At 71.2% G+C, this 13,462-nt stretch carries 14 protein-coding genes; 5 read left to right on the top strand and 9 right to left on the bottom strand.

Annotated features, from left to right (window positions below):
• Positions 1-40: 40 nt before the first annotated feature.
• The gene (locus tag BLT76_RS21250; RefSeq protein ID WP_090860312.1) at positions 41-589 is read right to left on the bottom strand and encodes a hypothetical protein; all 549 of its coding nucleotides are present in this window, start codon (positions 587-589) and stop codon (positions 41-43) included.
• Positions 590-643: 54 nt separating this feature from the next.
• Between BLT76_RS21250 and BLT76_RS21245 the strand changes: the two genes are divergently transcribed.
• Positions 644-1,054 (top strand): DUF2237 family protein, encoded by a 411-nt coding sequence (locus BLT76_RS21245; protein WP_090860311.1) that lies wholly within the window; start codon positions 644-646, stop codon positions 1,052-1,054.
• A 122-nt stretch (positions 1,055-1,176) separates the two neighbouring features.
• Here BLT76_RS21245 and BLT76_RS21240 read toward each other — a convergent pair whose 3' ends face one another.
• Positions 1,177-1,686, bottom strand: a complete 510-nt coding sequence (locus BLT76_RS21240) for an ERCC4 domain-containing protein (RefSeq protein WP_244509513.1) — start codon at positions 1,684-1,686, stop codon at positions 1,177-1,179.
• Between the two features lie 469 nt (positions 1,687-2,155).
• On the opposite strand from BLT76_RS21240, the gene BLT76_RS21235 reads away from it, so the two are divergent.
• Positions 2,156-3,631: a Vgb family protein gene (locus tag BLT76_RS21235; protein WP_090860310.1), complete on the top strand. Its 1,476-nt coding sequence runs from the start codon at positions 2,156-2,158 to the stop codon at positions 3,629-3,631.
• A gap of 73 nt (positions 3,632-3,704) precedes the next feature.
• Here BLT76_RS21235 and BLT76_RS21230 read toward each other — a convergent pair whose 3' ends face one another.
• A complete protein-coding gene (locus BLT76_RS21230; protein WP_090860309.1) occupies positions 3,705-4,244 on the bottom strand; it encodes a C40 family peptidase in 540 nt (179 codons plus the stop codon).
• 284 nt (positions 4,245-4,528) lie between these two features.
• The gene (locus BLT76_RS21225) at positions 4,529-5,260 is read right to left on the bottom strand and encodes a nuclease-related domain-containing protein (RefSeq protein WP_090860308.1); all 732 of its coding nucleotides are present in this window, start codon (positions 5,258-5,260) and stop codon (positions 4,529-4,531) included.
• Positions 5,261-5,415: 155 nt separating this feature from the next.
• On the opposite strand from BLT76_RS21225, the gene BLT76_RS21220 reads away from it, so the two are divergent.
• Both BLT76_RS21220 and BLT76_RS25925 read left to right on the top strand, forming a co-directional pair.
• Entirely contained in the window at positions 5,416-6,177 is a 762-nt protein-coding gene (locus tag BLT76_RS21220) for a hypothetical protein (protein ID WP_090860307.1), read from the top strand.
• 1 nt (position 6,178) lies between these two features.
• Entirely contained in the window at positions 6,179-6,457 is a 279-nt protein-coding gene (locus tag BLT76_RS25925; protein WP_090860306.1) for a hypothetical protein, read from the top strand.
• Between the two features lie 146 nt (positions 6,458-6,603).
• On the opposite strand, the gene BLT76_RS21210 is transcribed toward BLT76_RS25925, so the two are convergent.
• The 5 genes from BLT76_RS21210 to BLT76_RS21190 all read right to left on the bottom strand — a co-directional run bounded on the left by BLT76_RS21210 (position 6,604) and on the right by BLT76_RS21190 (position 12,960).
• Positions 6,604-9,507 carry a vitamin B12-dependent ribonucleotide reductase gene (locus tag BLT76_RS21210; RefSeq protein ID WP_090860305.1) on the bottom strand — a complete coding sequence of 968 codons (2,904 nt, stop codon included), beginning with the start codon at positions 9,505-9,507 and terminating at the stop codon, positions 6,604-6,606.
• 162 nt (positions 9,508-9,669) lie between these two features.
• Positions 9,670-10,161 carry a transcriptional regulator NrdR gene (nrdR, locus tag BLT76_RS21205; protein ID WP_090860304.1) on the bottom strand — a complete coding sequence of 164 codons (492 nt, stop codon included), beginning with the start codon at positions 10,159-10,161 and terminating at the stop codon, positions 9,670-9,672.
• A gap of 351 nt (positions 10,162-10,512) precedes the next feature.
• Positions 10,513-11,304, bottom strand: coding sequence for a hypothetical protein (locus BLT76_RS21200; RefSeq protein ID WP_090860303.1), 792 nt, complete (start codon positions 11,302-11,304; stop codon positions 10,513-10,515).
• A gap of 205 nt (positions 11,305-11,509) precedes the next feature.
• Complete coding sequence (locus BLT76_RS21195) at positions 11,510-12,019, bottom strand: mismatch-specific DNA-glycosylase (RefSeq protein WP_090860302.1); 510 nt, start codon at positions 12,017-12,019, stop codon at positions 11,510-11,512.
• 23 nt (positions 12,020-12,042) lie between these two features.
• Positions 12,043-12,960: an ATP-binding protein gene (locus BLT76_RS21190; RefSeq protein WP_090860301.1), complete on the bottom strand. Its 918-nt coding sequence runs from the start codon at positions 12,958-12,960 to the stop codon at positions 12,043-12,045.
• A gap of 72 nt (positions 12,961-13,032) precedes the next feature.
• Here BLT76_RS21190 and BLT76_RS21185 point away from each other — a divergent pair, with 72 nt between their 5' ends.
• Positions 13,033-13,389: a hypothetical protein gene (locus BLT76_RS21185; RefSeq protein WP_139175754.1), complete on the top strand. Its 357-nt coding sequence runs from the start codon at positions 13,033-13,035 to the stop codon at positions 13,387-13,389.
• Positions 13,390-13,462: the final 73 nt, after the last annotated feature.

The raw sequence follows: 13,462 nt of genomic DNA, 5'->3' as shown, positions 1-13,462 counted from the left end.
GCACGACCTGCCTGGGGAGAACCCCCGGCCGGCGTGTGACTCAGGAGGCGTAGGAGCGCACCCGCCGACTCAGCCGCTCGGTGCCGGGCGCCCAGTCGGCGGCGCTCGCCGGGTCACCGTGTCGGAAGGACCGGGCGGTCACCGCGAAGACCCGCGACGCCCCCAGGCAGTCGGGGTCGAAGCGCACGATCGCGTGCCGCTTGCGCATGGTCAGCGAGAAGCAGCCCTTGGCGCTGATGTCCTTGCCGTGCCGCTTGAACGACCGGGCGCGGAAGACGGCGTACTCGGAGTAGGCCAGACCGGTGAGGTAGACGTCGGGCGCACGGTCCCCGTCGAGGTCGAACCACAGGTCGATCCCGTCGCCCGAGCGGACCCGCCGGTCGTGGCTGACCACGACCTTGGCCTTCGCGCCGGGCTCCGCGGCCGAGACCAGCGTCGTCCTCAGGATGTCGTACGACGCCCCCGCGTCCACCGGGTCGACCACCACCCGCTCGGTCGGCGGCTTGGCGACGGCGGCCGGCGTACCCGCCAGGACGGTGAGGGCGGCGGCGCCGGCGACGGAGGCGGCGAGCAGGCGGGTGCACTTCATCGGGTGGCCTTCCGAGCGAGGTCAGGAGTGGTCCGGTACCCCTATCCTCGCTCCGTGACCGAGCGCAACGTCCTCGGCGGTGAGCTGGAGCCGTGCGGCACCGAGCCGCTGACCGGCTTCTACCGCGACGGGAGCTGCTCCTGCGGGCCCGACGACGTCGGCCTGCACGCGATCTGCGCCATCGTGACCCGCGAGTTCCTCGACCACCAGGCGTCGGTCGGCAACGACCTGACGACGCCCCGGCCGGAGTACGGGTTCGCCGGCCTGCACCCGGGCGACCCGTGGTGCGTGGTCGCGGCGCGCTGGCGGCAGTCCTACGAGGCGGGCGCCGCGACCCCGGTGGTCCTGGCCGCGACGAACCAGCGGGCCCTGGAGATCGTGCCCCTCGACGTGCTCCGCGACCACGCGGTGGACGTGCCACCGGATCTCAGCGGGCTCCCCGGCCTGGACGGCCCGGAAATGTAAGTGACCCCGCTGGCGTCTCGGGTCACCAGCGGGGTCGAGTAGAACTCTAGGCCGCGGAATCGCCCACTGAGAAGCCGAATTGGCGATCTTGCGGAAGCCTTGAGGAAACGTTGAGTTTTCTCCTAGGTATCCCCGGACCGGGCCCGCAGGAAGGCCTCGACCAGCCGCCCCGGCACCCGGCCACGGTCCGAGACCACGTGCCCCTCCCGCTGGGCCCACACCCGCACCTCCGCCGGGCTGGGCGGAGCGGCGAGGAAGCGGTAGGTCCACTCCTCCGCGAGCTGACGGGTCTCGGCGAAGATCACCGGCACGCTCGGCCAGCGGACCTGGCACTCGGCCAGCCCGTCCGCGACGAGCGCCGGCCGCACCCGGTCCAGCTTGAACACCGCGGAGTAGCGGTCCTCCACGACCACCGCCGCTCGCGGCACCGCCGCCAGCTCGGCCAGCTGGAACCCGAGCCGGCCCGAGGTCAGGCTCGCGACCAGGTCGGCCAGGCTCTTGCGCTCGACGGTCGCGAGGAGCCCCTCCTCCCCGAGGACGGCGTAGTCGCCGGCGGCCAGCCGGCTGCGCCGTACGACGACCTGCTGGCGCGCGAAGCGGTAGCCGTACCGCTCCCGGTCGTCGACGTGGATCTCCAGCTCACGACGGCGGACGCGCGGGCGGTTGGCGTCGCGACCGCCGGCCGGGCCTTCTTCGACGTGCGCGCGTTCTGCCAGAAGATCGTCTCCCGCCCGCGGGTGCGGGTCAGCACCAGCTGGCTGCGGTTCTCCCGGCTCCGGTCGAGCACCAGGTCGATGGCGGCTCCGCGCCGCACACAGCTGCGGACCGCGACCCGCTCGACGACCTCGGCGTCCCCCGGCCAGTCCTCGACCCGATGGCAGTAGACCTTGGCCGTCCGCGGCCAGGTCTCCCGGGCCTGGAGGATGACGCCGTCCCCGAGGGGGACGCGCAGCAGGTAGGGAAGCGTCGAGTCGGGGTCCGGGTTGCGGGCGACCACGAAGTCGTCAGGCGCACCCGGAGTGTGGGACCGCGACGGGTTTGCGGACACCGCCCCCGCGGCAAGACCCCTCCTGACGACTCGACGACTCGAAGGAACCGCAGATGGACACTCGGGCGACCTCGGCGTACCGGCGCACCAGACGTGCCGGACGCCTGCTCATCACCGGCGGCGTGGCGGCCGTCCTGCTCGCCGCCCAACTGGCCGCGACTCCGGCCACCAGCGCGGCGGAGGAGCCCGAACCGGACCTCCCCACCCTCACCTGGACCACGCACCCGGCGACGCCGACGCTGGAGCGGACCGCGGCGGGCGTCGTACGCCGCTTCCCGGTCCCCACCAGCACGGCCGGCCTGGGCCGGATCCGGACGGCCCCCAACGGGGACATGTGGTTCACGATGGAGGACGCGAACAAGATCGGGCGCATCACGCCCGCGGGGCGGATCACCGAGTACACCATCGAGGACCGTGACGACATCGGCGGCGGCGTGCCCGACCTCGCCGTGGCGGCGGACGGGACGGTCTGGATCATCTGGGACCACGGCCGGAGGGCCTTCTCCTTCCGGCCGAGCACCAACCAGGTGACCGGCAACTACTCATTGGGCTCCTACCCGTACGGCAAGCAGGTGGCGATCGGCCCCGGCCAGGTCCCCTGGATCACCATGTCCTACGACGACGACGGTCTGGCCCGGATCGTCAACGGCCAGGCGGTCTGGCTGCAGAACGCGCCGCCCTGCGACGGCGCGATCGCCTACGGCCGCGACGGCGCCATGTGGTGCCAGGCCGACGACACCCTGATCCGCAGCAACGCGAACGCGTCCGCCGGGACGACGTACCCGCTGCCCGATGGGCTCGCCGACCCCTACTCCCTGGCCGCCGGACCGAACGGCTCGGTCTGGTTCGCGCGCTACGACACGGCGACCTGGTTCACCTCGGCCGACGAGGGCGACGTCGGGTGGATCGACCACCGCAGCGGCGCCACGCGGATCATCGACACCGGCGACAAGACGGCACCGAAGAGCCTCACCTACGGTCCCGACAGGAAGATGTGGTTCACCAGCGTGGGCCGCGACCACGCGATCGGACACGTGGACGCCCGCGGGCGCGGAGCCCTGGTCAAGGTCGGCAACTACGAGCCGGAGTACCTCACCTTCTCCAGGGCCGGCGACGTGTGGTTCACCGACGAGAAGAGCAACAGCATCGTCCAGATCGCGCGACGCCACCTGCAGCGGACCAACGTCGACCCCGGCCGGGGCTCGGTGTTCAAGATCGCTGCCCCGCTCGGCAAGGTGAAGGCCAGCCGCAAGCCGATCGTCGCCCGCAAGGGTCGGGTGCCGGTGCGCGTGGCCTGCCCGAAGGGCGGCCGGACCTGCCGCGGCACCGCGCTGCTCCAGCACCCGAAGCGCGGCAAGGCGTGGACCAAGAAGGTCCGCTACGCCGTGAAGCCGGGCAAGCAGAAGACGGTGCAGCTGCGGCTGACGAAGGCCGGGCTGAAGGCCGTGCGCGGCAAGCCGAAGAAGGCCCGCGTCACGCTGACCGCCCCCGGCGCGAAGGTCAGCAAGCAGGTCCGCGTCCGGCGCTGACCTCGTCCAGGTACGACGACGCCCGCACCCCGATCGGGGTGCGGGCGTCGTCGTACGACGGGGTGGGCCGACGTCAGCGGACCCGGCCGAAGAAGACCGAGCCGGTCCAGATCGTGGCCTTGGTGACGCTCTGGCCGGAGCCGGGGGCGTGCCAGACCTGGTTCTTCCCGGCGTAGATCGCGACGTGGTAGACCCCGCCACCGTCGTGGAAGAAGACCAGGTCGCCCTTGCGGGCGTCCGCGCGCTTGATCCGCTTGGTCGCGCCGACCTGGGCGCTGCTCGTGCGGGGCAGGTTCTTGCCCAGCGCCTTCTTGTAGACGTACTTGGTCAGGCCGGAGCAGTCGAAGCGGCTCGGCCCGGTGCCACCCCAGGAGTAGGGGTCCCCGGCCTGGTCGCGGGCGACCTTGAGGACCCGCTCACCGCGGGGCGGGAGCGGCTTGGCGTTCATCTGCTCGACCTGACGGCCCTCGTGGCGCTTGCCGACCGCGGCGTCCGCCGTGGCGGTCGGGGCGAGAGGGCTGACGCCCAGAGCGAGGGCGAACGCGAGGGCACCGGTAGCGGTGCCGCGAAGGATGCGGGCGCGCACGAGCGCGCCGTCGGAGGCGTGGTTCAAGGGTGTTTCCTCGGCGATCGCCTGCGAAGGATGACCTGTCGGATTCGGACGCCGTGCCCGGCCGAGCGCTGCTCGGCTTCACCCCCAGCCCTTGCGGGCGTACTGCTTGGGTCCCCCGTGCCCGTCTCTGCTTCCTGATGTCGGTGTCCACCTGGCGACGTGACGGGCCTCGGCGCGGTCCAGGCTGTTTCGTGACCTCGACCGTGGGTGGTCCGTGGTCGAGGTTTTGTCCACCGTCGCACACGACTTCGGAGAAGCCCAAAGCCCGCTCGGGGTGAGCCTGGTCACCCTCCGAGGTCGGCCAGTCGTTCCCCGAGCCAGGTCGCGGGCTCGGTCACGACGTCCGGATTGCTCACCACGACGGCGAACACGGCCAGCAGCGCACCGGCCCTCAGCATGTCCTTGACGACGCTGTCGCCGCCCGATCCGGCCCGTGCGGACCGGCTCCCGCCGGCGCGCGTCCCGACCCGGCTCGGCCGCAGCCCGGCCCGCAGCTCCCGGACCACCGCCCGGGCCCGGCGCCGAGACAGCACCCGCGGCCGCGACTGCAGCAGCTCGCGCACGTTCCACGTCGAGCAGACGAAGACGTCGTCGACCACCCCCACGATCGGCTCGTCACGGGCCACGCAGACGACCGGGTGCACGCAGCCCGCCGTACGACGGTCGAGGAGAGCGGCGACGTGCCCGGCCGCGTCGACCGCACCGCCCACGCCGCGGACCTGGCCGGCCTGGATCAGCATCCCGCCCTTGACCCGTACCGGACCCGACCAGTTCTTGGTGTCGACCACGTAGATCCCGCTGCGGCCCACGACGACGTGGTCCGCGCTCCCCCGGAGCCCCTCGGGCCAGCGCAGGCCCTGCAGCACCGTCCAGCGGGACGCCGGCAGCGACGCCAGCGCGTCGGTCGTGACCCGGACGCCCACGGAGGTGCGCTCCCACCGGGCGAGGCCCTGCCCCAGCCTCTGGGTGCGGGCGCGCTGGGCGCGCGCGTCGTCGTCCGATGGCGTCCGTGCCATGACACTGCTCCATCCGTGGATCCGTGTAGGGGAGGACCATCGGCGGGGCAGAGCCGGACCTGAGGAGCGCGGGCCGGGCGATCGGTTTGCCGAGGGCGTCCCGATGGGAAGGAACCCGCCCGCCAGCCCATTTCTTTACCTTGCGAAGGACACCCATGACTCCGCTCTCCCGCCGGTCCCGCTCTCTCCTCGGCGGCCTCGCCACCGTCGCCGTCCTGTCCCTGTCGGCCTGCTCCGACGGCGACCCCGGCGGCTCGGACGACACGGCGTCGGACACGTCGTCGAGCGCGCCCGCCGAGGAGACCCCGGAGGCTGAGGAGGTCGAGCCGAGCGAGTCGGCCAGCGCGTCGGACGACGCGGCCGCGGCCCCGGCCGCCGGGACGGGCGGCAACCCCGCCTGGGCGCTGCCGCCCGTCGAGAAGGGCGACCTGCTCACCACCATCGAGGTCGGCGAGGTGTCGGTCGCCGTCTACCAGGTCGGCACGGCCAAGGCCGACGACACCGGCTCCTTCGTCGACCCCGACACCAACAAGCCGTTGATCGAGGTCGGCGACGAGCTCGTCTTCGTCAACTACGTGATCACCAACAACGGCGCCCCGATCGACCTCGGCTCCAGCCTGGTCGACATCTCCCCGCGCTACGACGACTGGCCCTACATGCAGGGCATGGACGGCCTGACCGGCGACGACCTCTACGCGGCCCAGGGCATCAACGACTTCGGCCTGGCCCCCGACGGCTACAGCGACGCCGGCGTCTACACCTTCGGCACCGGCGAGACCTTCTCGTACGGCGAGAACTTCGAGCACCAGCCCGGCTCCCCCATCACCTTCGACGTCTCCTACGTCCCGGTGGACGCCGCGGGCGACCTGCTGCACGACGACAAGGTCGAGGCCGAGGGCAAGGCCACCATCGCCTGACGTGTACGTCCTCTGGACGTCCGCCGACCTCGCGGACCTCGACCCGGCCCGGGACCTCCCCGGGCCGTGGGTCGAGGTCCGCGTCGCGTCCGACCACCTGGCCTTCGTCGACAGCGACGACACGCTGTCGCGGGTCTACCACGCCCTGAAGTGGGCCCTGCCCGAGGGCGCCGCGCTCACCGTGGCTCCACTGGCGGGACTGCCGAAGGCGAAGGGCCTGCGTCCTGGCACGACCTCGTGGCTGCGGGACCGGCTGTCAGCCACCGCTCTCGAGCCCTGAGTCCCTCCCACCTTCGGACGTCATGCGAAGCGAGCCTCTGAGCGCTCTCTTCGCATGACGTCCGGAGCCGCCGCCGAGGCGCCCACCAAACGCCGACGGCCCCGGCACCCTCACGGGTGTCGGGGCCGTCGGACGGCTGGCTCAGGTCAGCTGCAGCCGGAGGTGCTGCCGCAGCCCTCGCAGACGTAGCAGGAGCCGGCGGGGCGCATCTTGGTGCCGCAGGTGAAGCAGAGCGGGGAGTCGACGGCCGTGCCGCTGAGCTGCTCGAGCAGCTCGGCGGTGGTGTGCGCCTCCTTGGGAGCCGGCTTGGCCGCCGCCGGGGTCTCGGTCGCGTCGACCGGGGCGTCGGTGATCTCGACCTCGACGACCGGGGTCGTCTTGGCGGCCGGGGCCTCCTCGATCAGCTCCGCGGCGCCGCCGGTCTCCTCGACGAGCTCGTAGGAGCCGGTCTCGAGGTGACGCTGGCGCTCCTCGGCCGAGAAGATGCCGAGGGCCGCACGCTGGTCGAACGGCATGTAGTCGAGGGCCAGACGACGCCAGACGTAGTCCATGAGGGACTGCGACATGCGCACGTCGGGGTCGTCGGTGAGACCGGCGGGCTCGAAGCGCAGGTTGGTGAACTTCGAGACGTAGGTCTCCAGCGGCACGCCGTACTGGAGGCCGATGCTGACCGCGATCGAGAACGCGTCCATCACGCCGGCCAGGGTCGAGCCCTGCTTGCCGAGCTTGAGGAAGACCTCGCCGAGCTGGCCGTCGTCGTGAGCGCCCGAGGTGAGGTAGCCCTCGGCGCCGCCGACCGTGAAGGACGTGGTGCGCGAGACGCGGGACTTCGGGAGCCGCTTGCGGGTGGGGGCGTAGACGACCTTCTCGATCACCTTGGTCTCGACCTCGGCCGGGGCCGCGGCGGCGACGTTCGAGTCGGTGCCCTTGTTCTCGCCCTTGCCGGACGACATCGGCTGGCCGACCTTGCAGTTGTCGCGGTAGATCGCGGTGGCCTTGAGGCCCAGCTTCCACGACTGCAGGTAGACGTCCTCGATCTCCTCGACCGTGGCCGACTCCGGCAGGTTGACCGTCTTGCTGATCGCGCCGGAGAGGAACGGCTGCGCGGCAGCCATCATCCGGACGTGGCCCATCGGCTTCAGCGAGCGGGCACCCATCGCGGTGTCGAAGACCTCGTAGTGCTCCTGACGCAGGCCGGGGGCGTCGATCACGTGGCCGTGCTCGGCGATGTAGGCGACGATCGCCTCGACCTGCTCCTCGACGTAGCCGAGCTTCTTCAGCGCCCGCGGGATCGTCTGGTTGACGATCTGCATCGAGCCGCCGCCGACGAGCTTCTTGAACTTGACCAGCGAGAAGTCGGGCTCGATGCCGGTGGTGTCGCAGTCCATCATGAAGCCGATGGTGCCGGTCGGCGCGAGCACCGAGGCCTGCGCGTTGCGGAAGCCGTTCTTCTGGCCGGTCTTGATCACGGCGGCCCAGGCCTGGGTGGCGAGCTTGTGGACCTGGCTGTCGGCGATCGAGAGCGTGCGGACGGTGTCGTTGGCCGCCTGGTGCTTGCGCATGACCCGCTGGTGGGCCTCGGCGTTGCGGGCGTAGCCGGCGTACGGGCCGACGATCCCGGCGAGCTCGGCCGAGCGCTTGTAGGACGTGCCGGTCATCAGCGAGGTGATGGTCGCGGCCATCGCGCGGCCACCCTCGGAGTCGTAGCCCAGGCCCATGGCCATGAGCAGCGCGCCCAGGTTGGCGTAACCGATGCCGAGCTGGCGGTAGTCGACCGTGGTCTGGCCGATCGCCTCGGTCGGGAAGTCGGCGAAGCAGATGGAGATGTCCATCGCGGTGATGATGAACTCCACGGCCTTCGCGAAGAGCTCGCCGTCGAAGGTGTCGTCGTCCTTGAGGAACTTCAGCAGGTTCAGCGACGCCAGGTTGCACGAGGAGTTGTCGAGCGACATGTACTCCGAGCAGGGGTTGGACGCGGTGATCCGGCCCGTCTCGGGGTTGGTGTGCCAGTCGTTGATCGTGTCGTCGTACTGCAGACCCGGGTCGGCGCACTCCCACGCGGCCTCGGAGATCTTGCGGAACAGGTCACGGGCGTCGACGCGCTCGATGATCTCGCCGGTGGTGCGGGCACGCAGGCCGAAGTCGGTGCCGTCCTCGACGGCGCGCATGAACTCGTCGCTGACCCGGACCGAGTTGTTGGCGTTCTGGTACTGCACGGAGGTGATGTCGGCCCCGCCGAGGTCCATGTCGAACCCGGCGTCGCGCAGCGCGCGGATCTTGTCCTCCTCGCGCGCCTTGGTCTCGACGAACTCCACGATGTCGGGGTGGTCGACGTCGAGGACGACCATCTTGGCCGCGCGACGGGTGGCGCCACCGGACTTGATGGTGCCGGCGGAGGCGTCGGCGCCGCGCATGAAGGAGACCGGGCCGGAGGCGGTGCCGCCGGAGGAGCGGAGCAGCTCCTTGGAGGAGCGGATCCGGGAGATGTTGAGGCCGGCACCGGAGCCGCCCTTGAAGATGAAGCCCTCCTCCTTGTACCAGTTCAGGATGGAGTCCATCGAGTCGTCGACCGCGAGGATGAAGCAGGCGGAGACCTGCTGCGGCGACTCGGTGCCGACGTTGAACCAGACGGGGCTGTTGAACGAGAAGTACTGGTGGACCAGCAGCCAGGTGAGCTCGTGCTCGAAGACCTCGGCGTCGACGTCGGCGGCGAAGTAGCCGTTCTCGATGCCGGCCTTGGTGTAGGTCTTCACGACCCGGTCGACGAGCTGCTTGAGGCTCCACTCGCGGGCGTCGGTGCCGACGGCGCCGCGGAAGTACTTCGTCGTGACGATCGTCGAGGCGTTGACCGACCAGAAGTCGGGGTACTCCACGCCGCGCTGCTCGAAGACGGTCTCGCCGGTCTTCCAGTTGGTCTGGACGACGTCGCGACGCTCCCAGGCGATCTCGTCGTAGGGGTGCACGCCCGGGGTGCTGAACACCCGCTCCAGGGTCAGGCCCTTCCCCTTCGCGGACGCGCCCGTCGCTGCGCCGCTGACCGTCTCCGTCATGCCATCTCCTTGGTCCCGTGAGTACTCGTACGTCGTTGCAGTCGATGGTCGTCGAGGCCACCGACATTTCTGTCTGTCGGTCGTGCGGTCGTGCTGGTGGGGTGCTTCAGAGGTGGTGCGCCCGGCACGCAGCTTCCCCACTACGTGCCGGGCGGATCGTGGTCAGCCCGTGGTGACGGGCTGCGGGGGCTCCGGGACGACCACCGGCGTGCGCTCGGCACGCAGCATGGCGATCTCGTCCTCGAAGTCGTCGGCGGACTCGAAGGCCCGGTAGACGCTCGCGAAACGCAGGTAGGCCACCTCGTCGAGCTCGCGGAGCGGGCCCAGGATGGCGAGGCCCACCTCGTTGGCGGGGATCTCGGCGGCCCCCGAGAGACGCAGCGCGTCCTCGACGGCCTGACCGAGACAGGCGAGCTGGTCCTCGGTGACCGGGCGGCCCTTGCAGGCCTTCCGGACGCCGGAGATCGCCTTGTCGCGGGTGAAGGGCTCCGTGGCGCCCGAGCGCTTGAGGACCGTCAGCTGCATCAGCTCGACGGTCGTGAACCGCTTGGCACATCCCGAGCAGGTGCGCCGACGTCGGATCGATCCGCCGTCGTCGGCGACCCGGGAGTCGAGGACCCGGGTGTCGGTGCCACGGCAGTAGGGGCAGTGCATCAGGGTGTCTCCTTCCGGGCGCGCCAAGCGCACCCCCGGCAGGGGTGCGAGGTTGTGGATATCGGGGGGATCTCTGTGGAGAACAAGCCCCCCACATGTTCAGAACAAGCACCGGACTGTGAGTCTTCCGCATCTGACTGTGCACTAGATGTGGATAACTACAGCGGTGTAAGTACTAGATGTGGTGAACCGTACGCCTGCTCGCGACGAGGCGCAAGCGCGTCGGCGTGTCGCCAGGCGGCCCCGGTAAAAGTCCAGGTCAGCGGCTCGCCGGAGACGCCGAACGGCCCCGCCGCCACCCGGATTCGGGTGGCGGCGGGGCCGTCGTCAGAGGGAGCGGGGCTCAGTCGGTCACGGGATCGGCAGCGGGAGTCCGCCGCCGCCGAGAAGACCACCGAGCACGTCGTCCAAGACGTCCTGCACCTGCTGCAGGATCGGGTTCAGGTCGGCGAGCGGCGTGCCGGCCAGGCCGTCCTGCAGGGCGTCGATCACCAGGTTGAGCAGTCCGGTCGGGTCGCTCGGCAGGTTCCCACCGGCGAGCGCACCCAGCACCTGCGCGAGGGCCGCGGAGACCTGGTCGGCCGGCAGGCCGGCCTCGGCGAGGGCGTCGACGACCGGCTGCAGCAGGGCCGCGAGGTCCTCGGGCGACAGGTCGCCGCCGGCCAGGGCCGCGACGATCTGGTCGACGACGGCCTGCAGCTGGGCCGGGTCGAGGCCGAGGTTGCCGAGCTGCTGCAGCAGCCCCTGGAGCTGCTGGGGGGCGCCCGGCGGGGGCGTGGTGGTCCCACTGTTGTCGTTGTGGCAGCGGACGGCCGCAGCGCGCGCGTTGCTGTTGCGGATCTGCGCAGCGCGCAGCTTCTTGGTCGCGCGACGGTTCACCTTGCGGGCGTGGACGAGCTTCCGCTTCGAGGCCTTGGTGTGTCGCTTGGCGTGGACCCGCTTGGCCTTGCGGACCTTCTTGACCGCCTTCTTCTTGTTGGTGCGGGCGGCCGAGTAGCGCACCTGGGTCTTGCCGTACTGCTGGTCGACCGCCGAGCACGGGGTGGCGGCGGAGGCCGGCGCGGCCGGAAGTGCGGTGGCAACGCCGAGAGCGAGCGCGAGGCCGGCGACGAGCGTCAGCAGCCTCTTCACGATGATGGGCATGGGGAGGTCTCCTAGTCCGGGGGCCGGCCGCCGTGTCCCAACGGCCGGACGATCCTCACGAGGGATGTCGCAAGTTCCGAGTTGCCCCAGCGTGACCCCCGTCATGCCCGTTGTGGAGGCTTTCCTCCTCAAACAGACCGATCGGTCATTTCTGGCCCACCCGATGGGGTCAGCGGACCGCTGCGAGAGACGGAGACGCGCGCCCTCAGTCGGCCACGTCCCGGGTCAGCCCGGCGAGGTCGCGCCACCACGACAGTCGGTTCGGACGACCGTCGTAATCCCGTCGCTGGTTGGCGCCGCTGGTCCCGGGCAGCACGAATACCTGCGCAGGTCCGACGTACCAGTCCTGCACGCCGAGCGAGATCCTCCCTCGCCGACCGAGGGCACGGGCCGCCTCCTGGGCCACCCCCTTGCTGGTGAAGGCCAACCAGTCGGGGCGCCACCTCTCGACCTTCGCGACCAGGTCGTCGATCTCCACCCAGCGCGGGTCCCAGTGGCCCACCAGGTCGGTGAGACCGAGTCCGAGATCGGCCACGACCTCGTCCTCGTCAGGGCGCAACCGTCGCGACGAGAGCCCGCTCAGGTGCAGCGACTCCCAGAAGCTGTTGCCGGGCGACTCGTAGTAGTGGTCACGACTCCTGGCCGACTCGGCTCCCGCCAGGCCGCAGAACACGACCACGGGTTCCCGCGCGACGATGTCAGGGAGCACCTCCATGCCCGGTCGGTACCCCGCGGGGGTCAGCCGGTGGCGCTGCGGTCCAGCTCGACCCAGACGGTCGTGCCGGACTCGTCGTGCTCGGTACCCCACCGGTGCGCGAGCGCGTCGACCAGTTGCAGACCGCGACCGTGGACCCGCAGCGGGTCCGGGTCACCGTCCGGACTCGGGAGGGCCTGCGCCCGGCCCTGGTCGCGCACGAGCAGGGTGAGGGTGGGGCCGTCCAGGGTGACTCGCAGCTCCGAGGGGGTCCCGGTGTGCATCACGGCGTTGGTGACCAGCTCCGAGACACACAGCACGGCGACGTCGGAGAGCTCGTTGCCGACCTCCCAGGCCGCCAGCTCGCGCCGGAGGAACTGACGAGCCGTGCGTGCCGCCCGGGGGTCGCCGTCGACGACGGTGGAGGCAACCAACGCTCCATCGGGCTCCGTGACCGAGGGCGGATCCGAGTCCTGCGGGGTCTGTCGGGGCTCGAGTCGCACCGCCACCTCCTGCGCCGTCGCCGTCAGCACCTCGACCTGCCCGGGGTCGAACGCCGGGGCCTGCGCGAAGTAGACCACGAGGCCGCCGAGGCACCCACTGCCGCCGGGTATCGGCAGGACGGCGACGGCGGCGACTCTGTCCTCGGCCTGACGCCGGGCGAAGTCGGCGTAGCGGGCGTCGAGGTCGCCGACCGCCGCCAGCAGCGGCTCGCCGGTCCGCACCACCGAAGTGAGGGGGACGTCGTCGTAGGCGTCCACCAGGCACCAGTCCGGAACTCCGTCGTCCCCGAGCCGGTCGCTGGAGGTGAACCGTAGCCGGCGCCCGGCACCCTCGACCAACGCCATCGCCACCCGCGCCACGCCCGGGCGGGCCAGCACGCTCCTCAGCACCCAGCGGGCAACCGCGTCGACCTCGACGTCCGGACCCTTCTGGTCGCTCGCCCCCGCGAGATCGTCCACACGACAACTGTAGTGGAGGCAGTTGGGCAGGTCTGCCCCCGCGGTTGGGACGGGTGAGACACAATGACCGCCGTGTCGGGTGAGGGAAAGCGTGCAGGCTCCAGGCGGGCGGCGCGCCCGACCCGGACCTTCCGCCCACGGCTCTTCCTGCTCGCGGTCGCGGTCACCCTCGCGGTGGTCGCCTGGGGCTACCTCGTCTACGCCGCGATCGACTTCGGCTCGACCGCGCGGTCCGGCGACGACCGGGCCTGGCTGTTCCTCGCCCTGGCCTCCGCCGGTGCGGTCGCCTGCCTGTTCATCGGGCTGATGCTCATCGCCCGGCTGCTCCGCGGACTGGGCATCACCGCCCCTCCCCCACCCCGCGACACCGGCGGGTCGGACCTGCCCGCCGCGCCTCGGCCACCGGGTGGACGACGCGCGGCTCGCTGAGTCTCGATACGCCGCTCCTCCGTCACGGCTACTCGACCACCGAAAGCCGGCGACACCGCACCTGCGTCACGGC

The organism is Nocardioides lianchengensis, from assembly GCF_900101465.1.
Taxonomy (GTDB): domain Bacteria; phylum Actinomycetota; class Actinomycetes; order Propionibacteriales; family Nocardioidaceae; genus Nocardioides; species Nocardioides lianchengensis.
Note: the sequence above shows the minus strand (reverse complement) of the source record. Positions and strands in the feature narration are given on the sequence as shown.